This is a genomic window from Streptomyces nodosus, from assembly GCF_008704995.1.
Lineage (GTDB): Bacteria > Actinomycetota > Actinomycetes > Streptomycetales > Streptomycetaceae > Streptomyces > Streptomyces nodosus.
Map to the genome: position 1 here is coordinate 103326 of NZ_CP023747.1, position 23772 is coordinate 127097.

Here is a 23772-nt window from a genome sequence, read left to right on the forward strand (position 1 = left end):
ACATGTCGAGATGCCACGGCGAGGATCCCGGAGACGCTCCGATGACCGTGTTCCCGCTGGCGTCGGGGCGTGCGGCGGCGATGCCCCGGATTGCTGGACCTCGACAAGCGTGGAGAGCTGACGACCGCGCATGTACGTCTGGTGGCTCAGGCGTTGGGGAAGTCGGAGCAGACGGTGTGGCGGTGGCTGGCCGCGGATCACCGCCTCGTCCGGATGGAGTCGTCTCATTTCACGGCGCTGTGGAGCGGGAACGCCTCTCGATTCCACGCCGAGCTGGTGCAGCGGGCGGCCGACGATCCGGACGCGCCCCCCGGTGCCCGTCGCTCTCCAATTGCACCGAGCGAGCGCGGTGACCGCTACCCCGGTGATCGCCTTGGTGGCGCAGTCGATGAACCAGGTCACCCACGGTGTGGCCAGCTCACTCTCCACATCGACCTCGACGGGCACGTGCTTGTGGTCGCCCTCCCACACGGCGTTGCAGTGCGTCGTCGGCCGCTGCCCTTCTTCCTGGTGATGCGTCGACGCGGGAGACGCTCCCCAGCGGCTCGGGCGATCCGCTGGGCCTTTGCGTTCCGTCGTGGCTTAGGGCTGTGCGTCGTCGCCGGTGTTGTCGACGGTTCGGCGGTATTCGGGGTGGTCTTTGTCCATCTGGATGCCGAGGTGGACCGGTGCGGGGTACTGGGTGCGGTGTTCCCAGTGAAGGGCGTGATCACAGAGGCGGGCGGCAGCGAGCCCATAGGTGAGCAGGGCCTGGTCGGCCGGGTGGTGGAGCACGATGATCTCCGTTGCCGTGTGGCTGTACCAGGTTTCGGCTTGCTCCTTGGGGTCGCTGCTGCCCCACCGGGTGTAGGACTCGCCAGAGCGGGCGTAGCGCGCGCCTCCGGTGAACTGGTGGGGGAGGTTGCACAGGATGAACGTCTGCTCGGCCTGTTCCATCTGGAACAGGCCGGTGGCGAGTTTGCCCTCCTCGGTGACGGGCTCGTCGTACTCCGGAATGTGGCGGAGCCGTTCGACAAGGGCCGGGCGGGCCACGTCCTCGCTGCCGGAGGTGACCCGGACGACAGCTCGGGGGCGTTGGTCGGGTGCGAGCGTGAAACCGGGCAGTGCCGGCCGCTTGTTGATCTGACCGGCCGCGTCGGGTGTCTCGCCCAGGTTCTTGTTGGCGAGCAGGGGCCAGATGCTGCGGGCCTCGCCTCCGGAGACGTACATGACGTATCCCTGTGCCGGGCCGGCGTGCCCGCCCAGTTCGTAGAGGGCGCGGTCGATGTGGCGGGGAAGGAGTTCGTCGCGGCGTCGGCCCTCGGGCAGTGGCCGGGCCCGGAAGTGGTAGTTGGCTGTGGCGTAGTCGAGCCAGGTGCCAGGTCCGGAGTGTTCGGCGGGGAGGTAGGCGAGTGTTCGCCAGTACGGGCCGTGGGGGACGAGGGCGACCAGGGTCCACATGAGTTTCGGCTCGTCGGTGGCGATGCGCCGATCACCGCGCTGCTGGCGCAGGTGGAGCCCGACGTGGACGAGGGGTTCCTTGAGGCCGTTGGGGCCGGAGCGGAGGGCTTTGGTCAGTCGTGGGTGCACGAGGCCGGCCACGCGGGACAGGTCGGCGATGGCCATGTGGCCGCGGTGGTGTCCTTGGAGTTCGAGACCCAGGAGTTCGAGATCGGTGGTGAGCTCGCGTTCCTTCTTGCGGGGGTTGCGGCGTCCGGGCTTGTACAGGGTGAGGAATTGCGCGAGGACACGGTGGCGGGCGAGTTCGCCGTTGACGCGGTGCTTGGCGTCCAGGGTGTCGGGGTTGACGACGGTGGAGCCGGTCTTCTTCGAGGCGCGTCGCTGGCGTGCCCAGGCTTTGGGGTCGTACTCGGTTTCGCACAGGGCGAGCAGGCGGGTGTCCTCGGGGGCGTCGAGGCCGTGGAGTTGACTGACGAGGGAAGGGCGCTGGTCGTGGTGCTTGCCGTGGGCCAGCAGATCCGGTGCCGGCTGGAACAGGACCTCTACGTGTTCGTTGAGGGAGACGGGCTTGTTCTCGCCGATGCCGGTGGCGGCGAGGTCGGGGCGGTTGAAGTGGTAGGCCAGCAGCAGCTGCATGCGCGTGCGCATGGCCTGGGTCCTGTAGAGGGCGAGGATGCGTAGTTTCCGGCATCCGGATGCGGCGAGGATCTGCGGCAGGTTCTCGTCGTCCCATAGGACCGTGTCGCGGCCTTCGACGGTGGTACGGCCGTGGCCGAAGGGGCGGCGGCCGGCGACCTGTGCGCACTTGAGCAGGGGCTGGTCGAGGGCGGTGCTGATGTGCCGGGCGAGTTCCCGTTGGCTGTACATACCCACGCCCCTGCCGACCGGGTAGCTCCCGGCGAAGGGTACGAGGGCGCGGAGCTTGCCGGGCGGGCCGCTCAGGTCGAGGGCGCTGGGTGCGAGGAACTCGTCGTCTTTGTCGCGGGGGAAGACGTGTTCGCCGTGCAGGCGTGTCCAGGCGTCCAGAGCCAGGCGGGTGGTGTGGTTGAGGTGGGTGTGATCACCGTATCCGCCGAGTTCGAGGTTGAGGAGGGGGCCTTTGGCGTCGCGGGGCGCGAACCAGGCCGTGCGGGCGTTGCGCAGAGTGTTGCTCAGCCGGGAGACGGAGGGTTGCACGACGGCCACGGGGTGGGGCAGGCCGGGGTGGGATTTCATCATGACGTCGAGCCGGAGGGTGGCGTATCTGGTGGTCGTCTTCCAGGCGTTGTCGGTGTCTTCCTCGTCGTCGGCGGCGATGTCGTCGAGGGTTTCTCCGCGGGCGGCGAGCCAGGTGTTGTTCCAGAGCAGTTCGCGGTCCCAGACCTGGAGGCAGTTGGCAAGATCGCGGCGGAAGGTGACGGTCTTGCCGTCGATCGTCCACGTCTCACCGGAGAGTTTCTCGGCGATGATCCAGCCAGCCGCGGTCCATACCCAGCCGGGGGCGTCGATGCAGGCCGTGGTGCGGGTGATCTGGTCCCACATCTGGACTTTTTCGGGGGCGGTCCCGGCAATGAGGTCGGCGATCTGGCTCGGGTGCTGGAAGGTGAAGCGGTCGGCCGGGGTCTGCAGCAGCGCCTGCTCCCAGAGGGTGATGGCGGCATGCAGGTCGTCACGATCGATGGGCCGGGTGGTGGCGAGGAACTTCGGCGGTTCGGTCTTGGAGGTAGGGAAGAGGGTGGCGCTGGTGTAGCCGATGGCGCGCAGGACGGTCAGCAGGCCGCTGTAGGGGAGGTTGGCTGTGGAGCCTGTGATGCCGCGGTATTCCTCGCGCAGCTTCTTCCAGGCCGTGTCGATCTTTACCTCGGGTAGGCGGTACAGCAGTACCGAGCCCAGGAGTTCTTCATCGGTGTGGCAGGCCAGCAGGGACAGCTGGGTCTGTTCCGTGGTCATCAGACGCCTTCGTGATCAAGGTCTTCGCTGCGGGGCAGGGGGACGTGGGTGAGCTGGGGGATGTCGGGCGCGTGGGCGAAGTCGAGCCACGCGGTCAGAGTGGAGCCGTAGACGCGGCGGAGGCTGGCCTGTTCGGTCTCGGTAAGGCCGTCGTAGTAGGAGCGGAGCAGCGAGGGGAAGTCGGATCCCAGCCGGGTGTCGAGGAGGGAGTTGTCGACCAGGTAGAGCTGGACGGGGGTGCCTCCGCGGCGGGCGCGGCCGGCGAGCTGGATGAGGTCGACCAGGATTCCGGCGAGGATCTCGGTCTTCAGGTAGCGGGGGAGCCGGCTGAAGCGGGAGTCGCTGCGCAGCAGGGTGTGCAGGTGTCTTCGGGCGGCCCGGCTCTGGATGGCGAGCATGCGGGCGGGGTCTGGGCCCGGGCAGGCCGCATGGATGGCGGTTGCGTTGATGCTGGCGTACATCGCCTCGGGTGAGTGCAGGTCGGTGACGGGGCGCAGGCCGACCCAGACCGAGGCCAGCGCGGAGTTCTCGGTGCCGGGGACGAGGATGTTCAGTCCGCGGGCGACCAGTGACAGGGGCGCGCAGATGACTTTGACGTGGGGGTGGGTGCGGGGCAGGTCCTCGAGTTGGTCGATGGTGATGGTCACTACGCCGGTGGGCAGGTGGATGCCAGGCGGAATGCCTTTCCTGGGGACGACAACGGCGATCCAGGAAGCTTGCACCACGACCGAAGCAATGCCGACGGCGAAGAGGATGGCCTGTTTATAGGAGTTGGAGACCACCATGGCTCTGGCCCGGTCGGGGTCGTCGATCTCCAGTTGGCGGAGGTGCTCGGAGAGCCGGGTCTGCCACAGCCGCTCCCCCAGTCTCTGGATCTCTCGCGGTTTGTGGGCTTCGGCGATCCCTCCGATGGTGATGGGGTCCCATACGGTGTCCGAGGCGGAGACACTGCCAGCCAGAGCGGTGACCGCGCCGGGGGCGGCATCGGTCATGACGTAGGCGGGCTCGGTGTGCACGTGCTCGCAGGCCGCGCGGGGGAAAAAGGCGGTCGCGGACAGCGCGAGGACGCTGCGCTCGACGCCAGCGGTGGCGAGGGCCATGGTGCCGCCAAGCTGGACGGTTCCGGTGTGGGGGTCGCCGCTGAGGGACTGGACGAAGAGTTCGCCGCCGCCCCGGCTGTCCTTATTTACCTTGAATCCGAACAGCTGGTAGCCCAGGGGGCCGTAGGGCAGGGCGCCGTTCTGGGTGAAGGAGCCGAGCGCTCGTGCCAGTTCACGGCCGACGGTCAGCTGGGCCCCGAGCCCGGCGATCACGGACTTCAGGTAGGTCAGGCTCTGGTGGAGACTACCCAGCCAAGCACGCACCAGCAGCGCGTTGATGACGTCCGGGTGCCGCCTTCTGGGAATCTTGAGACGCTTGAGCGCCCGGGAGATTTCCGTTTTGAGGACGGGCAGTTCGTCCTCACTGGTGTCGCGGCTGACGGCCCGGGCGAGGATGCCGGCCAGTTCCTGGAAGCGCGGGTCAGGTCTGGTGTCGTCGTCGGAGTCGGGAAAGATGGCACGGAATGCCTTGTGGGTGTCCGGATCGAGGCGGACGTGTTCGTCGAGTCCAAGAAGATCCCTGATCAGGATGCGGTCCCAGATGCCGGGCACGTGCCACCCGGAGCCAGGACGCTCTTCCTCCTGAGCGTCCTGCTCGAGCCAGAGCTCGCCTTCCAGCACGTAGTTGAGGAACTGCTCTCCCAGTCCCCTGGCCTTGAACAAGGCGTTGACCACCCGGCGGTCGGCCGCCGCTGCCAGGCTCTGCCGCTGCTGGTCCACCTGAAGCAGCAGCGAGGTCTTGCTGATGCCGCGCGTGGCCAGGGAGAAGTCGTGGGCGCCCGTGGAGCACCAGCTGTTCTGGAGGTTGTCGACCTCATCGACGATCAGCGTGCGGCAGTGCCGGTGGAGGAACTCCATCACGGGAATCTGCCGAAGGAGATGCCGACCGGTGTCGACCGGGACCTGGATGAGGCCGCGCAGCAGGTTGTGATGGTTAGTGACGATGATGTCCGCCTGAACCGCCTCGCGGAACAGCGCGTACTTCCCGCACACTCCCATCCGCGGGCAGGCATGCGGACCGGCCGACTCCTCGTCCCCGGATCCGGCCACGGGATCGGTGACCTTGATCAGGGCGCGGCACGGCTCACGGCCGCGGGTCACCGTGGGCCCGTCCGTCACCCATGCGGACAACTCGCATCCGTAGGCGAGCCGATCGTGGCGGTCCTCACGGCCCTGTTCGGCGGCACGCTGGGCCTGTTCCGCGAGGCGGGTCTCGGTGACCAGCGGCATACAACGCAGCTTGTGGCGGGCGGTGGCCTGGGCAAGCTGGGCGGTGACCTGGAAGACGAGTTCGTCGTCCGCCTCGATCTTCTCGGCATTGGTCAGGCTGTCGTGGATCGTGCTGACGACGATGGCGACGGGGCCCTGGCCGCGGTCGGCTAGAAGCGGGGCGAGGTTGTTCATCAGCACGCTCTTGCCCACGCCGGTCGGCGCGTTGACGATCGTGAGCTTCCCGGCCGGCAGGTTCAGACGGGTGACGGGGTCGCCGGAGGCGTCCTGGAGCCGGTCCGTGAAGGAGGCGAGCACGCCCGGCTTCCAGCCGTGGCGGGCGGGTTGGGCAGCGGCCTGGCGTCGGGCCAGGCGCAGGATCTTCTTGCGGGTGACGGTCGTCGTGGCCGTGTACGGGGCGGTCGTCAGGCGCAGCGGCCGTACGAAGGCGCCTTCTTCGGTGTCGGGGATGGTCACCACCGAGGGTGCAGATCCCCCGAACTGCCACCGGCCGGGACCGGCCACAGGCAGCGGCCCGCGGGTGCTGTAGTAGTACTCCTCGGCTTCGCGCACCAGTTCCCGTGCCAGTTCCAGCGGCTTTTGAGCGTGCGCGGCCAGCAGGTAGGTCGCCTCCCGGGGCGGCACATCATCAGGAAGCCGGTACAGGCTGCTGCGCGAGGTCGCGAAGGCTCGCGCGAGCGCCTCGAACATGCTGCGTCCGGCAAGGTCGTCGGGGCGCACGTGCCAGTACCGACCGGCCAGCTCTCGTACGCTCCGCCGGGTCTGGGGCCAGCGCTCCCATAGGTCCACGCGGGCGGCCGCAAACACATGCGCCTGGTCCAGCGGCACGACCATCTGGCCGTCGGCGTTGCGGAAGCCGAAGCACTCCTCGGCCAGCGCCAGCGCCGCGGAGACGGACAGCTTGCGCAGTTCCCACTCCTCCGGCCTCACCGCGGCGCTCCACACGCGGCCTTGACCTGCTTGACGAGACGGCTGACCGTGGTCACCTTGACGCCCCGGTCGCGTACCTGGGCGGCGAGGAAGTGTCGCTCGCTGTGCTGGTGGTCAGGCAGGACGATTGTCAGCCCCTTCCGGAGCACCGGGCGGTCCGAAAGCGCCTTGCCTAGCGCGACGACCGACTCCCACGCCTTGGCGTCCACGCGCCAGTGCCGTGCGCGTTTGCCCGGCACCGCGACGGTGATGTGCAGGTCGTACTCGTCCGGCCGCTGTTCCCCCGGCCACATCTCCAGCTCGAGGAACGGCAGTCCCTTGAGCTCGTCGCGCATCTGGAGTTCGAGTAACACGGGAAGGGTGCCGTAGCGCCACACATGCCGTTTCACGCCCAGGTGATCGGAGCTGGCCGGGAGCGGTGTAACCGGAACCGCCGCCTTACCGGTCCCGGTCAGCTCGCCCGGGCCCGGCCCTTTGCCGGGCGTGTACCGGTAGTGCACACCTCGGGGCGCATGGGCCTCACAGCGCACATCGAACAGCGGCCCGGACCGGACGGCCCGCATCGGCCAACGGCAGACCGGACATGGATACCACCAGCCGTCCACCTGACACCACGGCCAGTCGGCCACCGACTCGAAGAAGTCGAACCTCATCCACAGCCGGTCCCACTGACGGCTCAACTCCCGCACCGAGCCGGCGGCATGCGTACCCAGAAGGGCGCGGGCGCGCCGGTACTCCTCCGGCGAAAGGCGCCGCATGAGGCCGTATAGACGCTGTTCCTCCTGCTCGGCGCGCACCCGAGCCCACGGCCAGTGCTGCTCGAGCGCCGCCTGCGGTACCAGGTGCTCGCTGCACAGGTCCTGAACAGCGTCGCGGGCCAGCCCCTGCGCGTCGAACAGCTCCATGCTGTCGAACCGGTCGGGCCTGCCCGAAGCTGGTGGGAGCAGAGGTCCCAGCGGGCTGCGCAGGCCCTGGCGGAACTCCTTCATCCCGATCTGCGCCGCCCGCTCAGGACGGTGGGCCGCTCGAAGCACTGCCAAGCAGTCCATCAGCAGCCTGCTCCGGCGGCCGGGCGCCAGTACCGGATCGCTCTCCGCGACGACCGCCATGCAGCACGCCGTCAATGCCTGGTCACGCCGCTCCTGGTCCACGGCAACTTCTCTGACAGCCACACCAGAACACATAGCCGCGAAGCATGACTGATACCGCATATCGTAAGTTCGTGCACAATGAGCCCACCCAGAAAGATCAACAACTCGCACCTGCGATGCCACCATCCGCCGACGCCCACAACCGATGGCAGTGGGTCATGGCTCCCGGGATCGACTTCTCGGCCCCGGCCGCGGTCGGCGAATTCGCGAAAGCCGGCAAGTGGCTGTGGTTTCTGCCCCTCCGTGCCCTCGACGCCGGATGGTGCCTCGTCAAGACAGCCGTGGAAGCGGGGCAGCTCGGACCGGGAGCCAAGGTCGCGACGCTGGGCAGCGACTTCGACGGCGATCCCACACGCCGGCCAGTGATCATCTACACCACCAACTACCACGACGAGCAGGACGTCCAGCGTGTCCTGAACGCCCTCCGCTCACTCGGCGTCCATGACGCTCTGGCCTACAAAACCGACGATGCCACCGCGCGCGGAGACTACGGAGACAGGACCGGCATCTACACCAGCCCCGCCGGAACCACCAAAATCATCCGGCACGACCGGAAATGAGGTTGCCTTGGCAACCTCCACTGCCGAGCACCAGCGCAACGAGGCTTGCCTGAAGATCTTCTAGGTGACCGAGGGCTACGAGGAGGCGGTGGATGAGACCGGTGCGGCGTCGGACATCGTGAGCGTCGAAAAGACTGCGCATGTCGCTCCCCGGTAGCGCTCGCACCACATGGGTGCCGCGCCAGGCAGCGCCATGCCTGACGGATGCACGCGAGCGCACAAGTGCCAGCCAGCGCAGATGACCCCAACTGGGCCTCTGTCCGCCTGCGCCGTGAGTCGTTTGGCGGACCTGGGCATGCAGCAGCGGCCGCCCGGATGTTCCGGGCGGCCGCTGCCTCAACGAGTCGTTGCGCCTCAGTGTGAGGCGCTCATGATGGGTGCGTCTATAGGAAGTCTCCTGCCTGCAGACATGACGAAAGTGTTTTACGCATCAGCGGCGCCTTCCGTCTGTCATGCGATCAGGATGCTGCAGATACTCCTCGATTTCCTTCACCAGTCGTTTTGCTTCTTCACTTACATCTGGACTTGCTGCAGCGCTCAAAGCTAGTTGCACTGCCGCAAATGTGTCTGACCCAGCAGTCACGCCAGCGGCTTTCCATACAAGCATTGCCGCGCTTCCCCCGTCATTCGGCGAAGATGCCTGAAAGCCAACAGGAACATTTCCCGGGTCCTGCATGCCAGCATTAAGGATGTCCAGATAATCCCGTGCATCCTCATCGCCTCTTGCTGCAGCCCACTGCCACCAGAAAATGGCGTCTTCTGACCTGTCCAGATATTCTAGGAGTTCTGCGATCCGACGTGTTTCCTGTGCGGTGGATTTCTGCGCGCACTCGCGGGCCAGCAAGAGCACCAGCTCAGACCTTGCCGCGGACTCCTCCCGGATATCCGGGGAGGGGGCGGGGGCCGGGGGCCAGCCGGTAAGCTGGCCCCCCTCCGCCTGTGCCGAGTCTGCGGGCGTCCGCGGACCCTTCGAAAGTGCCTGTTCAGAGCGCACAAGCAGGACCCATCCGGCGAGGAGCCGGATGGCGTTCTCGTCTACCTCGTAGACGCTCATGCGGTTGCCTCCTCGCCGGTCTCGTTGACGAACTTCTTCAGATTCTTGATGGCCATGCGGATGTAGCTCTTCACCGACTCCTCCTTAAGACGCAGGCGCTTCCCTGCTTCCTCAGGACTCATCTCCTGAAGAACGCAGAGGGTGATGACCTGCCGCTGCCGGTCGGGAAGTTTGGAAACTAGATCATCGATACCCTCTTTAATGACTTCGTAGGCGGCACCGGGGATGCCGGTCTGAGATTCCTGGTCGGGCAGTTCCTGCAACGGGAAAGAAATCGTGCGCTGGCTGCGACGGAATTGGTCCTTGACCGCGTTCCTGACCGCAGTACGGCCGTAAGCGGCCCGGTTACCAGAACCTGCTACGATCTTTTCCCACGACGAGAACATACGCATGTAGACGACCTGCACAGCGTCTTCGGCGCTGTGCAGGTCCCCTCGCGCTTCGGCCCGGGCTACGCGGGAGAATGCCTCGCTGGTCTCGAGGACGAACGCCTCGAAATCCGTGCCCTGATCGGCCTCACTCACGCAGCCTCCCGCGAGGCGATCACCCGGTGGCCCGGTTCCGAGGACTTGTAGAACAGCCAGGCCGGCTGCCCTTCCTCGAAACGGGCCGCCGCCCCGCCCTGCGGCATCGCCGCAGCCATCGCGATCATCGTCGCGCGCTGCTCACGCTCCGTACGGGTCTGGAGAAATACCTTCAGGCACATCTCCAGGGCACTCTTCGTACGGCGCAGCGCGTAGTACGCCAGGAGCAGCACCGGGATCAAAATCCCGCCCGCCCCCGTCCAGTCCAGCCAGGTCACAGACCGGCCTCCCATCATCACGACCGTTGAATGAGGGCTTGCACCCTCACTACCTACACGCGCCAGGGGGGTCAGATCCGGATGCCGTCGGCCAACTTTTTTCCCACGCGCCCCCGTTGGCGCCTGTAGAACTCACTGAACAGGCAAAACACCAGGAACTCCGGTAGGAACAGCAGGCCTGTCCGGGACGGTGCCGGCAGGCGTGCGGCCCGTTCTCGGCGACACCGGCCTGCGGGCCGTACGCATCCGAAGGCCGGAGGGGGCGGACAGACACTGCTGCGGGCGGCCGCCCGGGCGTTGTTGCATCACCACGTGATGCAACCAACAATGTCCGGCCGAGCCCGCCCTGATCGTCCTGCTCCCAACAAAGGTCTGGGCCGGGGCTGCACCCGGCTGAAGCCCAAGGCCGGCTGCCGGTGGCAGTGGTTTCTCCGGGCACCGGCGAGGGCCAGCCGGTGGACCAGGAGGGTTGTCGAACGCGACCTTGACTTCCGAGTCTGACCTGCATTGACGCGCCCGGTGAGCGAAGTGGCCGTGGAGGGGCGATGGAGGGGGTCTGCGGTACCTGGCCCACGTCGTCGGCGGTGCTCCGGGCCGGGCACGGCATAAGACGTCGTCTCATTTGGGGTGATCGGTAGTCTGGGCTTGTGCTGATCGTGGAACGCTTGGTGCCGGACGAGTTGTACGACCTCTTCCAGCGTGTGGTGCCTCCCGCCCCCACACGCCCACAGGGCGGGGGTCGGCGACGGCACGGTGACCGTGAGGTCCTCGCGGCGATCATCTTCGTCGCCACGACGGGTTGCACCTGGCGGCAGTTGCCGCCGGTCTTCGGCCCGTCGGGACCGACCGCGCACCGGCGTTTCACCGAGTGGTCCGCAGCTCGGGTGTGGGCCAGGCTGCACCGGCTGGTCCTCGACGAGTTGGGCTCACGCGGCGACTTGGACTGGTCCCGTTGCGCGATCGACTCGGTGAACATGCGGGCCCTGAAAGGGGGGAGCTGACAGGTCCGAATCCTGTAGACCGAGGCAAGAAGGGCTCGAAGATCCACTTGAACGCCGAGCGGACCGGATTGCCCCTGTCCATCGGCATCTCCGGTGCGAACCTCCACGACAGCCAGGCGCTCGAGCCACTCGTACGCGGGATCCCGCCGATCCGCTCCCGCCGCGGCCCGCGCAGGCGACGGCCCGCCAAGCTCCACGCGGACAAGGGGTACGACTACGACCACCTGCGCCGATGGCTCCGCATGCACGGTATCCGACACCGCATCGCCCGCAGAGGCATCGAGTCCTCCACACGACTCGGCCGGCACCGTTGGACGATCGAACGCACCATGTCCTGGCTCGCCGGCTGCCGCCGCCTGCACCGCCGCTACGAGCGCAAAGCGGAGCACTTCCTGGCCTTCACCGCGATCGCCTGCACCCTCATTTGCTACCGCAGACTCACCAAATGAGACGACCTCTAAGCCGCAGAACCCCTCGTTGTGCTGTTCGGCAGCAGCCGCACCGCCATGCACCGCACCCTGCTGAGGATCAGGAGATTGCTCAACACACACGGCGTCGTCATCCCGCCAGCGGCCACCTCGTACGCCACCCTCACCGTCCTCCAAGATCGGGTCCGTGCCCAGAACGACGACTCCAACGAGATCAAGACGACGTGTTATTGATCTGCAAGCCCTTAGCTCAGCCGTAGTATCGGCACGCAAACGAAGTCCCCGGCCATACCAAAGAACCTGCGTAGCTCTGTATCGCAGCAGGCCGTCAGTTCCGGGCCAGCGCGTACACCACCGCCTGGGCTCGCCACCGGCGCAGTTCGGTGGCGGGCCCAGGTGCACATGCTCACCCGTGCTCAGCGGACGGACCGTACCCGTCCCCGGGGCGGGGGATCTTGTTCAGCAGTGGTCCGCGGTGACCGCCCGGTACGTCAAGCCGACTATGCCGCCGTCCTGGTAGTCAGTGTCGATCGGGGTGTCGCTGGCGCAGACGAGCCACTGACGGGAGTACAACCCGATCCGCACGGTAAAGAGTGTGGCGCCGTCGCTGGGCGTGGTGTCGCGCAGGGTGCCGAAAACTCGGATGCGGCCGTCGTCCCAAGTGCACTGATTCATGCTGCCACTGAGCCCGGTCCCGGTCCCGTAAGCGAGTCGGCGGCACTCAGCCGCGTCGGTCTGCGCTGCCGCGGTGGTACTCGTGGCAGCAAGGGTGGCGGCGGAGAGGCATGCCGACGCGACCAGTGCAGTCATGTGAAAACGTCTCATTTTTCCTCCGTTGGTGCGGACAGCAACCGTGCGGCTGTCGTTCGACTGCCGCGACAGGCTGGGCGAGAGTTGTGCGATTGAGGGAGGGGCACGGGCTGGGCTCCCGTGTCGTGCGGAGGGAGCCCAGCCGATCGGCCTGGCCGAACAGATGCGTCCTGCGAAAGCTCCTACTCGGCTACTTTGAGGTCGAGTTCGCAGTCCAGTGTCTGGATGTACGCCCGGCCACCCTGCTCATATTCGAAGCGGCACTTACGCGCCGTCTCTTTCGGTGGTGCGGTGATTTTCATTTTGGCCAGGTAGAAGACGGTGCTTTCTTTCCCGGCTGGAACCTTGACAGGCTTTGCTGCGTAGTTCTTCAGCTTCGCAAATTCAGGCGTGTACGGCCCGCCTTCCTTGGCCAGAACCGGGAGACCTTCGGTTTCGTTCAGGTCGTACGCGCCGTACTCCAGGACCTTGATGCCGGAAGGAATGTGCTCGACAGCGGCCTTCGTTATCTCGATGGGTTTCGAGGAGGTGTTGTACGGCACCGGGAGGGCGAAGTACCAGATCTCCCCCACACGGGTGTGCTCGTTGCCTACGGTGCCACTCGACTGGGCGCCGTCGGTCGCGAGGGCGCTTCCTGGTTCTGCCTGTACGGCCTCCTGCGCCGGCGAGCATCCGGCCAGCATGAAGGCGGCGAGGAAGGCAAGCGCCCTAGTACGAGTAGAAGACGCCGGGCTTGCCCGAAATCCTGTCATTCTTTCCCCAGATGTCGTGCCGCGCGTTCTTCTTGTTACCAGCCGTTATTCGCTGCTTGTGGTCCCGGTCATACTGGGTGGATGCTCCCAGTTTGACGCCGAACGCGCTGACCGACCCGGACCATTTGGTGCTGCGGTTCTTGGAGATCTGGAAGTAGGATCCCGCTTCCACCCAGGCACGGTGCGTCTTGGGTGAGTTGCTGTAATTGACGCTGCCGTCCCTGTTGCTCACGTCCTTGCCAGATTTGCCGACGGCCCCGCCGAAAGGAACCTTGTACTTACCGCCCATGATCTTGTAACGGTAGAACGTGTCACGCCCGTAGTTGCAGGTCCACTTCTCCCTGATCTTCGTGTACTCGATCGGAACCTTCCACTGCTTGGCGAAGTAAGGACCCTTGTTCGTATAGCCGCTGGCGTCGGACATGGCCGAACCGAGCGCCACGGAGCCTTCGATCGTCCATTTGGTTCCAGTCTTGACCGCGACCTCCACGCTTGAGGACAGTTTGGAGTCGTAGTCCACGGTCGCCTTCGCATCCCAGTACGCGTGGCCCTCGGCGACGGTCGTGTACTTAATCTGGTTGCCGATGATCTTCTCGCTGGTCTTGTCGCAACCACCGTCCATGGGCGTGACGGCCAGGGACTTGGTGTCAACGCCGTCGATGACGTAGGGATCCCCCTGCGGTCCCTGTGCTGTATCGCTCTGGTATTCAGGCAGCGGCTTGTCTCCGAGCAGGTCGACCGAGACCTCCTCATCCTTCGAGGCCCAGCTCAGGTTTGTCTGTGCGACGGTCGGCTGAGCCTGTTCCTTGCGCATGTCGTCAGTGACAGGACGCATCTTGGAGGGCTCACTGCCGTCTTCCGCAGCGGCTGCCACGAGCGCGCGGGCCGTCGCAGGAGCTGCCGCCGGAGCGGCGGTCACCATGTGAGTGCCGCGCATCATGTGACCTGAGGATGTCTTGCCGTTGACACTGGCCATGGCGTTGACGATGCCTCCGTTGCCAGCGGCGGCCCTCTTCACAATTGCGGGCAGTATGGGCGGCAGGGGCACCGTCCAGGTGCCGTCCGGTGCCGTCACGGTGGTGCCCAGCGTGATCAACTGCACCTCGTCGTCGCTGCTGCCACTCGTGACGTCGAGGGCCTCGACCCTGACCGGCAGTCCTGCGGCAGGACTGCCGTCGCCCAGAACGAACTCACCGGAGAACTGGGTGGGATCCTGAGGTGACGGGTCGGGAGACCCGTCGGTCACCGCTTTAGGTGGAGTCTCCGTCTCCGGAGGCACAGGTCTGACAGAGGGCTTGATCTCAGGGGAGGGGCTCGCCAAGCAGGAGGCAATGTCGGCGTGAACATCACCGTATATACCGGCGCCCACGTCGGGATTGGCAACGCTCATGATCGCCGCCCCGGTGTAGCTCGTGGCGATCCCCGTGTAGTCGGGGTTATCTCCCACCGTGTAGATGGTGCCCGGACCGGGGCTCCACCCGACCCTGGTCTTGATGTCGACGCCCGTGACAACAGTGGTGGATCCGTTGGGGAAAGGTGATCCAAATCCAATTTCGGAGTAGCGCCACGCCTTCACCTCGCCGTACCGGTCGACCACACCGCGCCTCAGCGTGTAGACGACCTGCCCCGCGGACCACACGTCATCGGCCTGTGCGATCGCGACGACGGCCGGATCGTTGCGGGGAACAGTCCTGACCTTCGTGATGTCCCCGGACCCGGATGACGGGTTGGCGACGGCGTAGACGTCCAGCACACCGTCCTGATGCAGAGCGAAGATCCGGTTGTCGCCAGTGGACCACATGCGCTCGTACGCATTCCAGTTGCCCCCGTAATCCCGGACAGGGGTCAGCATGCTTCCACCGGTGGCGGAGTTGTCCTTGTACGTTTTCAGTGCACCTTCAGGCGTTTTCACGTAGATGATGCCGCGACCGCCAGTGAAGAACTCGCTGTACGTCTCGAGAGGGGCCGTTTCCCCCGTGTCGAGGAGCGCACCGGCGGCGTTGCCTGTCAGGGGGTCCCAGTCCAGGTACTTCCGCAGCACGCCGCCTGATTCGCCGCTGACGTCATGGACATATGTCGGGATGCCACTCCTGCACGCTTCGGCGGCCTGCGCCGTGGGTGCCGAGAAGGCGGTCGGCACGGCAATGCTACCGGCGAGGAGCGCCGTCATGCACACCATGTGCACGGTGATGCGACGGGAAGAGGATGGGGGCTTTGTTCGGTGGCGGCGATTCACTATCGTGGCCCTTCGGGTAAGTCGGTGCGGGCGCTGCCTACGACGCACACTGACGGCCTGGAAACCAAGTGCGTCGGGTAGCGCCTGCACCCCCGGATCGGTTCCGGTGGCAGCAGGACAGTAACCCTGGGTTTGCCCTCCTGCTAGATCATGCTGACCGCGCGGCCTAGAACCATCGAGATGGGCAGAGCGGACATATGACTCTATTGATCTAGCGACCGAGGGAAATTTGGGACTGATCCGTACCAACGGAAGCGCGCACCTCAAGCGGAATGACTGATACCTGCCTCATTGGAACCTCATATTCCGCTCAAAGCGGCGCAGGGTAACGGCTCCACCAGGGCCAGCAGCGCGGGCCTCAGACCCGGATCAAGGTCCACGGCCCTCTTCCGGCCGCCACCGGGCCTGCCGATCCGGCCCAGAGGCGCCTCGCCGGCTTCCAACTCGGCCACGCCCTTGCGGACCGTCGTCTCACTGACCTGGGCCGCCCGCGCGACCGCCCGGACACTGCCGTGCCCCAGGACCCGGCTTCGGCCCCATCGCCAGACGCCGCTGCCGCTCGTCCAGATGCGGCAAAGCGAGTTGGCCACGAACCGCATCGGAGACGCCCGTATCACAACAACGAGCCGCATCACGCGAAGCAACACCTTGATTCTCTGCGAGCCCATAGGCATGGCGAGCACGAAAGAAGATCATTACTCTGCGTGAGTCCTCTCATGCGACGAGTTGACTTCACCGGAGCGTGAGCTATAAGGACGCGTTTCCCAGGGACGCCGCGTGGACCTGCGCACGGGCGGGCCTGCTCCAGCCGGGCGCCGCTGGTGCGGTCATCCGCGTTGTGGGGTGTGGCGAGTGGTGGGGTCGATGCGGCTGAGTGCCCAGCGGATGAGGTCCTTGCTGAGGGTGAGGTTGGGGTTGTCCTCAAGGGCGTCGTGGAGGAGGAGGGTGATTCTTGCCCAGTTCCGGAACGATCCGTGTCCCGCCATGTCGTCGGTGTACAGGATCAGTTCGGGCTGTGCACCGGACCAGATCCGCTGGTAGGCGGGGATGATGGATTCGACTTCGGTGGGGGTGAGGGGGCTGAACTGGTACCAGTCGAGGATTCGGGAGTGCAGGGCGGGGTTGTTGAGGATCTTCTGCCGGGCGTTGCCGCTGCCGACGAGGACGATGGCGGCTCGGCGCGCGTCGTCGCCCCACAGGGTGCGGAAGTACTCCAGGGCCTTGGTCCCGAGTCCTTGTACTTCGTCGATGAGCAGGACGCGTGGGTCTGCTTCGAGTGCGTCTTGGATCTGCTGGTCGCAGGGGCCGACGGACTGCGGGGGTTGTCCTGGCAGGTCGAGGTGGCGCCAGAGCTGGGTTCGGATTTCGTTCATGTTGGCGCCGTTGTTGTAGCGCAGTCGCACGGTGGTTTCGGGGGCGTGCCGGCGCAGGACGTTGTGGACGGCGAAGGTTTTGCCGAGGCCGACGTGTCCATGGATGCAGACGATGGCGTTGTGCTTGATGGCCTTGAGGATGCGGGTTTTGGTTTCGGCTATGGCTTTGGTGGCCATGGCGTTGGCTCCGGTGAGGCCCAGGTAGTGGTCCTGGCTGGGTGGCGGGAGCTGGCTGGGGCGGGGCACGGTGGTGGGGGTGGTGCTCACGGCTGGTCCTTGGGGTGTGTGGCGGGGTGGGGTGGCGGCGCGGTATTGGGGTCGAGGGGCTGGGTCAGTCCGGCGTCGGGTTCGGGCAGTTGGATGAGGTCGGGCAGGGCTTCTGCGGTCGGGTCGAAGCCGTCGAGGGTGCGCAGGTGCTCGAGGGCTTCTTCCTCGGGCATCGCGTCCAGGGGTACGGGCGGTGCAGGGCGGGTTGCGGCTGCGAAGCGTTCGTTGCGATTCTTCTCGGCCTTCTGTAGCCGGGCGCGCAGGCGGTCGGCTTCGCGGCGCCGGGCTTGTTTGAGGCTGAGAGTTTGTGCCCGGGTGGCTTGTCCGGCCATGACGGCGGGGCCGAGGTGGCGGCCGGTGTGCGGGTCGTAGAGCTCGACGCGGTGATTGTGGTGTGGGAGGTAGCGCAGGTGTACTTTCTCGCCGACGCGGCCGTGCATCCAGTCGGCGATGTAGTTGCGCTTGCGCCAGCGGACGCCGCAGTTGTTGATGGTCAGGGGCGTGCCGTGGCGTTCGAGGGTGTACGTGTGGAGGTCGTCGGCGGTGACGGTGTCGATGAGCGCGGGGTCGGCGTCCCAGGCTTGGCGGGGAGTTTGGCCTCCCAGGCTCTTGGGGGTGTTCTCGTAGTTCCAGTGGTGGACCCAGGTGAGGACCTGGTCGACGAACGCTTCGAAGTGGAGCAGCGGCTGGTTAGGGTCGACGGGTTTGCCTCCGCGGAGGGTGGGGGCGTGGGTGTAGCCGGGCATGCCGGCGAAGAGGGTTATTTTGATGGCTCCGTTGACTGCTTCGACGTTGCCTTTGCCTTCGGGGGTGAAGGGGGGCAGGGCGATGATTTCGGTTCCCAGGACGCCGAGTGCTTGGGTGACCGTGGTGCACAGGAATTCTTTGCCGCCGTCGACGCGCACGTACATGGGGATGCCGCCGAACGGCCCGTGGTGTTCGTCGATCAGGATGGCGTCACGGATGGCGACGAGGACTCCTTCGCGGCTGGGGCGTTGGGGGCTGATGGCGAGGCCGCAGATGGCTGAGGTGGCGCAGTCGACGAAGAAGGTGATCCATGGTTTGCGGATGTGGCCTTCGATGCGGACTTTGACGCTGGCTTCGACGTGGTCGGTTTCCCAGGCGTAGTTGCGGTGGTGGCGTTCGCGTTCACCGGCCACGTCGTAGCGTCGGCGGGCTTTTTCACCGGCTCGGAGGCCGGCCCGCATGCCGGGTGTGAGGGCTCTGTTGGTGGCGCGGTGGAAGGTGGGCAGGGACGGGACGGGGTGGCCTTCGGCGCGTAGTTCTTTCCAGGCGGCGGTGGCGTTGCCGCGCCAGCGGGTCACGGCGTCGAGCATGTGCGGGGTGAGGACGAAGCTGGTGCGGCCTTGGGGTTGGTAGGTGCCGTTGTTGGCTCGGGCGTTGGCCAGCCAGCGGTCGACGGTGCGGGGGTCGACGCCGAAGGCGTCGGCGACGCCGATGATTCGGGTGCGGGTGAGCTGTTCTGACTGCTCGAGGGTGTAGAGCCGGTGGATGGCGGCAGCGCGCAGGGCGTTGTGATCGGGCGGGTGTTGCATCAGGGGCTGTGCTTTCTGGTCGGGGGTCAGGCGGGGGCGAGTGAGAGAAGGCCGGCTCCGTAGCTTTTTGCCCTGCCGATGCCGTTCTTCAGGGCGTGGGTGAGGTGGGTGGTGTCGGTGATGCGGGCGAGGCCGTCGAACTGGGTCAGCGTGAAGTAGGGGGCGGAGCGTGCGAGGTGGGTGCGGGGAAAGGGACGGGGGAGGGAGGAGACGGTGACGGGTTCGAGTCCGGCGGCCGTGGCGCGGCGCTGCCACCAGGCGATGGCGTCGTCGCCGGTGAGGTGGGTGATCTTGCCGCGGCGTTTCCCGGTGACGGGGTGGCGGGTGGGGTTGCCTGCGGAGCGTGCGACGGTGGGGGCGGCGGTGATGCGGTAGCGCATGGTGCGCCCGGGGGTGAGGGCGTTCAGCAGTGGGGTGAGGTCGATGGTGCGGGCTGTGCCGTAGTGGGTGGGAAGGGCGGCGAGGTCGGGTGTGTGGGCCGTCTGTACGAGGAGGGCGGTGTCGGGTCCGGGTTCGGTGCGGAACAGCAGGCCGGCGGTGGCCCGGGGGGTGGGGCCGATGTGGTCGGGGACCAGGCGCATGAGGGTCTTGTGGAGGCTGTCGACGTCGGCGAGGTCGGCTCTGACTGCTGTGTGATGGGGGTCGGGGACGATGCGAGTGAGGCTGGTCATGCGGGTTCTCCGTGCATGTACGTGGTGAGGGCGTGGATGGGTCGGGGGCCTGCGTAGAGGTGGGCGGGCAGGGGTTCGGTGGTCATCCACAGGGGGCGTGGTAGGTGGCGTCGGGCGTGGCGGGTGAGGTTGGTGGGTTCGCTGGTGCTTTCCCGGTCGGGTGGGGTGGTGGGGTCGGTGTCGGGGGGTGGGTGTTCCCAGACGAAGGTGGTGGGCAGGTGTGTGTCGGTGGGGCCGGGGGGCCGGTCGCGGGTGAGGGGGGTGCGGGTGAGGAGTTCCTGGACGGGGTCGGGGCTGTCTGGGTTGAGGACGAGGGGTTCGTCGGGCAGGCAGGCGCGGCGGCCGAGGAACAGGCCGAAGCGGGGCCGTTCGAGGGTTTCGGCGATGTGCCTGGTGAGGGGGGCGGGTCCGGTGACGGCGAGGGTGAAGACGGCGTCGGTGAGGTAGTCGCGGTGGGAGACGAGGGTGGAGGCGGAGGGCTTTCGCCGGGTGCCGTCGCCGGTGCGGAGGCTCTGCTCGCGGGGGCGGCCGCCGCCGACGGTGTGGAAGTCGCGGTAGAGGGTGCCGGGCTGGTCAATGCGGATGGTGATGGTCAGGTCGCGGTGGCTCGGGGCGGTGGTGTCGCCCGGTGCCTTCAGGTGGGGGTAGGGGTCGAGGGCGTGTTCGCGGGGGCGGCCCTGGGCGGCGGCGAACATGCCGATGAGTGAGGAGCGGGTGGGGAAGGCGCAGGTGTCGCGGTAGTGGAAGACGCCGCGTTCGCCGGAGGACTGCAGCAGGCCTGCCAGGCGCAGGATGAGGCCGGTCACGGCCGGCCCGCGGGGGTGAGGTCGGCGGTCGCGGCGGCGGCGCAGGCGGCGGCGAGGTCGTCGAAGGACGCATGGTGGGCACCGAGGTTTTTGATGGGCTTGGCGGAGGTGCCGGTGTGTCCGTGGGCGACGAGGTGGCGGGTGCCGAGCAGGCGGCTGATGGTGGCGGCGTAGTCGGCGAGCGCCTGGCGGGCGGGGGCGGTGTAGCCGCCCTGGGGGGCAGCGGTGACGGGCTGTTCGAAGGCGGCGCCGTAGGAGACGGAGCGGCGGTCGCGGACGGCGTAGTGGACGACGTCGGGCACGGTGTGGGGTGCGGTGGAGGTCTTCTTGCCTCCGGGCATGCTCAGGATGAAGTGCTGGACGAAGAGTTCGACGAGAGCGTTGACCGTGTCGGCGGTGGCGGCGGGTCCGAGGTTGTGGTGGAGGTCGGTGATGTTGATGGTCGCGAAACGGTAGAAGAGGCTGGTGGTCAGGAACGCGGTCTGGAGGTGGGCGCTGCCGAAGTCCCCGTCTTGGGGCAGATCCTCTACTGCGGTGAAGAAGTCCGGCTGCGGGTCGCTTTGGTGCGCGGAGAAGGCGGGGGCCATCTGCACGGCTGCTTCGACGTGGCCGGCGGGCAGTTCGGCGAGCATCCGTCCGAACAGGTTGATGCTTGCGGTGCGGCGGGTCAGGTGGGCGGCCAGGTCTTTGGTGGGCAGGACTGGTGCGATCTTCTTCTTTGGGGTGTGGGCGGCGAGTGCTTCTTCGAGTTCGGTGCGGTGCTTTTCGCATAGGGCGACGAGGTCGTCGATGACGTCCGTCGGGAGGTAGAGCATGGCCTGGGTGCGGTAGCCCTCCTGGTCGTTGTGCTGCAGGCCGTCCTTCTTGGCCGAGTGGACGATCTGGGCCGAGGCGAACGTGGCGAGTTCCTCGGGCCACTGGGCTTCCTGCAGTTTCCGGGCGACGAGGGGCGGCACCATGCGGGTGCGGGCGGCGTGCTCGCCCAGGTCCTGCTCGACGTTGAGGCGGATGGGGCGCTTCCACGCCTGGGGCGAGACGAAGGCCCGGGTCGTGTTCCCGAAGGAGATGGTCTTGGGGTCGTTGTCCGCGTCGCGGTTGAGGTTCGCCGCGGTCACGGGCTGGAGGACGTGCAGGTCGAGGAAGCGTGCTGGGGTGTACATGAGGGGCTCTTTCGCGGTGGGGCGGCGGGCATGCCGCTGGTGCAGCCCGCGGGCAGGGCTGCCGGGACAAGGGGTGGGAAGGCGGGGCGGCAAGGTGCTGGCGGCCGGCAAGTCACCTGCCGTCGGGCAGTGTTGTGGTCGGGCGGGCGCCGGGGCGCCGGCCGCTGCGGGACGTGGGGTGCTGGCCGGGTGGCCTTAAGCCCCCTCGTGCTTCAGGTGCGCCGGGGTTCGGGGGCGGCGAGGTAGAAGGCGTCGCGCCAGCGCAGTCCGACCCGGTCACGGCGGTAGGGGCGCTGCACCAGGTCGTGGAGGAGGACTCCCCAGTCAGGGGTGATGCCGTCCCTCAGGAGCCGCGTGACGGGTGCGGGCAGTCGGCGGTGGAGTTGGTCGTCGCTGATGCGGGTCAGGATGTGGAGGAGGCTCTCGGTGCGCTCGGGTCCGTGGCCTGCCCGGTGTACGGCGGTGGCGAGGGTGGCGCCGAGGTTCGGCCGGGCGAACCAGGCCGCCGGGTCCGGTGCCGCCGGCGGCGGGGCGGAATCGGCGGGGGCGACGAGGAGGCTGGCGGGGTCGTTTTCCGGGCTGGGCGGGCCGGGGTCGTTGTCGGGGCGGACGCCCGGTGTGTGGGACTGGGGTCCGGCCATCGCGATGAGGCTTGCGATGGTGTAGTAGGCGCGGCGTCCGCTGCGGTGCGCGGTGCGCCGGGAGAGGTAGCGGTCCATGGGGGCGCATTCCTCTACGGGCCGGCCTCTCCCCCGGCTGAGGCGGGCGCGGACGCCGGGTTCGGCGCACAGGAGGTGGATGTGGGCGACGAACGCGTCGCAGGAGGCGCGGTGTTCGGCTGCGGTGGGCATCAGGCGGTCTTCCGGGGTGTGGTGGGCCGGCGGTAGAGGTCCCTGACGGCGTGGGCAACGGCGCGGGCCGCGGAGGTGTGGTGGATCCGGGCGGCTTCGGTGCTCTCGCGCAGAGCGGCCGCGGCGGCGTCTGCGAAGGCGGTGGGGGCTGCGGTGTCGGGTTCCTCCAGGAGCCGCCGGAACACCGTCTCGGCCTTCGGCCAGTACCGGGTCAGTGCCCTGTTCGCCCAGGGGGGCTGTGTGGTGCGGCTGTGGGTGGCGGTGTCCCAGGCTTGTTTGGCGACGGTCGCCAGCTGCTGTGCGACCTGTTCGGCTTCCCGGCAGCACTCGGCGATGCGCTGGGCTTTGACCGGGTCGTGCTCCTGGGTCCAGTTCAGCAGGGGCGGGGTGATGGCGGTGTACCACTGCCGGTCTACGGCCTTGCTGCTGTCCTGGTCGAATCCGTGGACGCGGATCCGCAGGCTGCGTCGCGCGGGTTCGGGAAGGTCGTTGAGGGTGTCGAAGATGGCCGGCCGGCGGTGTGTGCCGTGTTCGTCCGGGGCCAGGAGCAGCGTCTCCAGATCACGCCACCACGCGCGCGATGCGTCGGCGCGGTGGATGCTGCGGCGCCGGGCGACGTTCTTGCGCTTGGGGGTGAAGCGGTAGGCGAGATAGGGGTCGGTGGTGATCGGCTTGGGCTGCTGGGTGGCCCAGGTGATGTAGGCGTCGGTGACGGTGGTGCCGTCATGGCCGGGCACGAGGAGGATCGCGTGCCGGCTCAGTCCGGTCAGTTGCCCGCCGGGCCAGGTCACCGGACGGTGGGAGGTGCCCTGCGGGCCGGGTGGTGCGGCCTTTTCCCAGGGGCAGGCGTCCGCGTCTGGTGGCTGGTCGTCGCCGGTGAAGGCCGGTACACCGGCCAGAAGCGTTTCGTGAAGGGTGCGGCCCAGGGGGTGGAAGGACACGCTGGAACGCAGGGGGCCGCTGGTCTGCTTCTTGCTGGTGACACCGTCCAGGGTGCGGGGGGTTCCGGTGCCGGCACGCCCGTAGTAGTGGTGGATGAGCAGGATCTGCAGGGCCTCGGCGGTGGGGACCGGCTCGGCGGTGTGGTGGCCGTGCGGGCTGAACCAGGCGAGGTTGTTGCCGGCGGGACGGCCGGGCACGAAGGCGTTGATGCCGGTGCTGTGGTCGCACTGGGTGCGCAGTGAGGGGTCCTGGAGCCAGGGCCGGAGGGGGTCGAAGACGTTCCAGGCGTGCTGGTCGAAGTAGGCATGGACGGCGTCCGGGTCGAAGCGACCTTCAGCCAGGCGGCTGCGGCGCAGGGCGTTCCACTGGGAGGCGGTGAGCTCGGGGTCGTCGAGGCCGGTGATGCGGGCCGTGACGGCGACCGCGATCCGCAGGAGTGCTGAGGCTGCCGGGGGGTGGGGCAGGGCGAGGTCGTCGATGCGGTGGGCGTCCAGGAAGAGGGCGCGCAGGCCCACCTGGTCGTAGCGGCGGCCGGTGCGGACGTCGATCCAGGGGTCGTCGGCTGCACTGAACGTGGTGGTGGACGGGGGTAACGGGGACAAGGGCGTGTCTTTCGGAGAACCGGGGGGCCGGAAGGTGCGGTGAGGGGCTCTGAGGGTGCGGTCAGCCAGGGCCGGGGGTGTTCTCAGGCGGCCTGTTGCTGTTGGAGCAGGGCCGCAGCAC

At 67.4% G+C, this 23772-nt stretch carries 18 protein-coding genes and 2 pseudogenes; 3 read left to right on the top strand and 17 right to left on the bottom strand.

All coding sequences use genetic code 11. The features are described from left to right. Nucleotides 1-582: 582 nt before the first annotated feature. From CP978_RS00520 to CP978_RS00530, 3 genes are read right to left on the bottom strand one after another with little or no spacing between them, the layout of a single operon-like run. Nucleotides 583-3369, bottom strand: coding sequence for an RNaseH domain-containing protein (locus CP978_RS00520; RefSeq protein ID WP_052453884.1), 2787 nt, complete (start codon nucleotides 3367-3369; stop codon nucleotides 583-585). Then, complete coding sequence (locus tag CP978_RS00525) at nucleotides 3369-6629, bottom strand: ATP-dependent DNA helicase (protein ID WP_144401398.1); 3261 nt, start codon at nucleotides 6627-6629, stop codon at nucleotides 3369-3371. Before CP978_RS00525 ends, CP978_RS00520 begins: the two co-directional genes overlap by 1 nt. Continuing rightward, nucleotides 6626-7801, bottom strand: coding sequence for a restriction endonuclease-related protein (locus tag CP978_RS00530; protein WP_144401399.1), 1176 nt, complete (start codon nucleotides 7799-7801; stop codon nucleotides 6626-6628). Before CP978_RS00530 ends, CP978_RS00525 begins: the two co-directional genes overlap by 4 nt. Nucleotides 7802-7824: 23 nt before the next feature. On the opposite strand from CP978_RS00530, the gene CP978_RS00535 reads away from it, so the two are divergent. Beyond that, entirely contained in the window at nucleotides 7825-8340 is a 516-nt protein-coding gene (locus CP978_RS00535) for a putative phosphothreonine lyase domain-containing protein (RefSeq protein ID WP_079161934.1), read from the top strand. Nucleotides 8341-8770: 430 nt separating this feature from the next. Here the strand turns inward: CP978_RS00535 and CP978_RS00540 are convergent, their stop codons facing one another. Genes CP978_RS00540 through CP978_RS00550 form a run of 3 tightly spaced genes read right to left on the bottom strand, consistent with a single transcriptional unit; the run spans nucleotide 8771 to nucleotide 10196 of the window. Further along, the gene (locus CP978_RS00540) at nucleotides 8771-9394 is read right to left on the bottom strand and encodes a hypothetical protein (RefSeq protein ID WP_144401400.1); all 624 of its coding nucleotides are present in this window, start codon (nucleotides 9392-9394) and stop codon (nucleotides 8771-8773) included. Beyond that, nucleotides 9391-9918 (bottom strand): RNA polymerase sigma factor, encoded by a 528-nt coding sequence (locus tag CP978_RS00545; protein ID WP_043436657.1) that lies wholly within the window; start codon nucleotides 9916-9918, stop codon nucleotides 9391-9393. Before CP978_RS00545 ends, CP978_RS00540 begins: the two co-directional genes overlap by 4 nt. Then, nucleotides 9915-10196 carry a hypothetical protein gene (locus CP978_RS00550; RefSeq protein WP_043447789.1) on the bottom strand — a complete coding sequence of 94 codons (282 nt, stop codon included), beginning with the start codon at nucleotides 10194-10196 and terminating at the stop codon, nucleotides 9915-9917. Before CP978_RS00550 ends, CP978_RS00545 begins: the two co-directional genes overlap by 4 nt. 656 nt (nucleotides 10197-10852) lie before the next feature. Between CP978_RS00550 and CP978_RS00555 the strand changes: the two genes are divergently transcribed. Continuing rightward, nucleotides 10853-11646, top strand: a protein-coding gene (locus CP978_RS00555; RefSeq protein ID WP_227745596.1) for an IS5 family transposase whose coding sequence is annotated in 2 segments (ribosomal slippage) — nucleotides 10853-11185 and nucleotides 11188-11646 — 792 coding nt in all. Because the reading frame shifts where the segments join, the coding sequence is not laid out codon by codon here. A 12-nt stretch (nucleotides 11647-11658) separates the two neighbouring features. After that, nucleotides 11659-11859 (top strand): annotated as a pseudogene (locus CP978_RS00560) (ISAzo13 family transposase); the annotation flags it as partial. 225 nt (nucleotides 11860-12084) lie between these two features. Here the strand turns inward: CP978_RS00560 and CP978_RS00565 are convergent. The 11 genes and pseudogenes from CP978_RS00565 to casA all read right to left on the bottom strand — a co-directional run bounded on the left by CP978_RS00565 (nucleotide 12085) and on the right by casA (nucleotide 23651). After that, nucleotides 12085-12300, bottom strand: a complete 216-nt coding sequence (locus CP978_RS00565; RefSeq protein ID WP_144401401.1) for a hypothetical protein — start codon at nucleotides 12298-12300, stop codon at nucleotides 12085-12087. Nucleotides 12301-12617: 317 nt separating this feature from the next. Next, the gene (locus CP978_RS00570; protein ID WP_144401402.1) at nucleotides 12618-13118 is read right to left on the bottom strand and encodes a hypothetical protein; all 501 of its coding nucleotides are present in this window, start codon (nucleotides 13116-13118) and stop codon (nucleotides 12618-12620) included. 25 nt (nucleotides 13119-13143) lie between these two features. Then, complete coding sequence (locus CP978_RS00575) at nucleotides 13144-15357, bottom strand: hypothetical protein (protein WP_144401403.1); 2214 nt, start codon at nucleotides 15355-15357, stop codon at nucleotides 13144-13146. Between the two features lie 395 nt (nucleotides 15358-15752). Next, nucleotides 15753-15963 (bottom strand): annotated as a pseudogene (locus CP978_RS00580) (ISAzo13 family transposase); the annotation flags it as partial. Between the two features lie 287 nt (nucleotides 15964-16250). Then, on the bottom strand, nucleotides 16251-17063 hold the full coding sequence (locus CP978_RS00585; RefSeq protein ID WP_043436670.1) for an AAA family ATPase: 813 nt from the start codon (nucleotides 17061-17063) through the stop codon (nucleotides 16251-16253). Then, nucleotides 17060-18619: a Mu transposase C-terminal domain-containing protein gene (locus tag CP978_RS00590; RefSeq protein WP_043436673.1), complete on the bottom strand. Its 1560-nt coding sequence runs from the start codon at nucleotides 18617-18619 to the stop codon at nucleotides 17060-17062. The genes CP978_RS00585 and CP978_RS00590 overlap by 4 nt, the downstream gene beginning before the upstream one ends. Before the next feature lie 26 nt (nucleotides 18620-18645). Next, nucleotides 18646-19290 (bottom strand): type I-E CRISPR-associated protein Cas6/Cse3/CasE, encoded by a 645-nt coding sequence (cas6e, locus tag CP978_RS00595; protein WP_043436675.1) that lies wholly within the window; start codon nucleotides 19288-19290, stop codon nucleotides 18646-18648. Beyond that, the gene (cas5e, locus tag CP978_RS00600; protein ID WP_079162467.1) at nucleotides 19287-20096 is read right to left on the bottom strand and encodes a type I-E CRISPR-associated protein Cas5/CasD; all 810 of its coding nucleotides are present in this window, start codon (nucleotides 20094-20096) and stop codon (nucleotides 19287-19289) included. The genes cas6e and cas5e overlap by 4 nt, the downstream gene beginning before the upstream one ends. Beyond that, nucleotides 20093-21256, bottom strand: a complete 1164-nt coding sequence (gene cas7e, locus CP978_RS00605) for a type I-E CRISPR-associated protein Cas7/Cse4/CasC (protein ID WP_150478119.1) — start codon at nucleotides 21254-21256, stop codon at nucleotides 20093-20095. The genes cas5e and cas7e overlap by 4 nt, the downstream gene beginning before the upstream one ends. A gap of 212 nt (nucleotides 21257-21468) precedes the next feature. Next, nucleotides 21469-22107: a type I-E CRISPR-associated protein Cse2/CasB gene (gene casB / locus CP978_RS00610; protein ID WP_079161935.1), complete on the bottom strand. Its 639-nt coding sequence runs from the start codon at nucleotides 22105-22107 to the stop codon at nucleotides 21469-21471. Beyond that, nucleotides 22107-23651: a type I-E CRISPR-associated protein Cse1/CasA gene (casA, locus tag CP978_RS00615; protein ID WP_052453888.1), complete on the bottom strand. Its 1545-nt coding sequence runs from the start codon at nucleotides 23649-23651 to the stop codon at nucleotides 22107-22109. Before casA ends, casB begins: the two co-directional genes overlap by 1 nt. Between the last annotated feature and the right edge of the window lie 121 nt (nucleotides 23652-23772).

Coding starts and splice junctions, on each gene's coding strand:
- CP978_RS00590 (WP_043436673.1), bottom strand. CDS start 18,619: ATGCAACACCCGCCCGATCACAACGCCCTGCGCGCTGCCGCCATCCAC.
- cas7e (WP_150478119.1), bottom strand. CDS start 21,256: ATGTACACCCCAGCACGCTTCCTCGACCTGCACGTCCTCCAGCCCGTG.
- CP978_RS00540 (WP_144401400.1), bottom strand. CDS start 9,394: ATGAGCGTCTACGAGGTAGACGAGAACGCCATCCGGCTCCTCGCCGGA.
- CP978_RS00575 (WP_144401403.1), bottom strand. CDS start 15,357: ATGACGGCGCTCCTCGCCGGTAGCATTGCCGTGCCGACCGCCTTCTCG.
- CP978_RS00535 (WP_079161934.1), top strand. CDS start 7,825: ATGACTGATACCGCATATCGTAAGTTCGTGCACAATGAGCCCACCCAG.
- CP978_RS00520 (WP_052453884.1), bottom strand. CDS start 3,369: ATGACCACGGAACAGACCCAGCTGTCCCTGCTGGCCTGCCACACCGAT.
- cas6e (WP_043436675.1), bottom strand. CDS start 19,290: ATGACCAGCCTCACTCGCATCGTCCCCGACCCCCATCACACAGCAGTC.
- casB (WP_079161935.1), bottom strand. CDS start 22,107: ATGCCCACCGCAGCCGAACACCGCGCCTCCTGCGACGCGTTCGTCGCC.
- CP978_RS00570 (WP_144401402.1), bottom strand. CDS start 13,118: ATGCTGGCCGGATGCTCGCCGGCGCAGGAGGCCGTACAGGCAGAACCA.
- CP978_RS00565 (WP_144401401.1), bottom strand. CDS start 12,300: ATGAATCAGTGCACTTGGGACGACGGCCGCATCCGAGTTTTCGGCACC.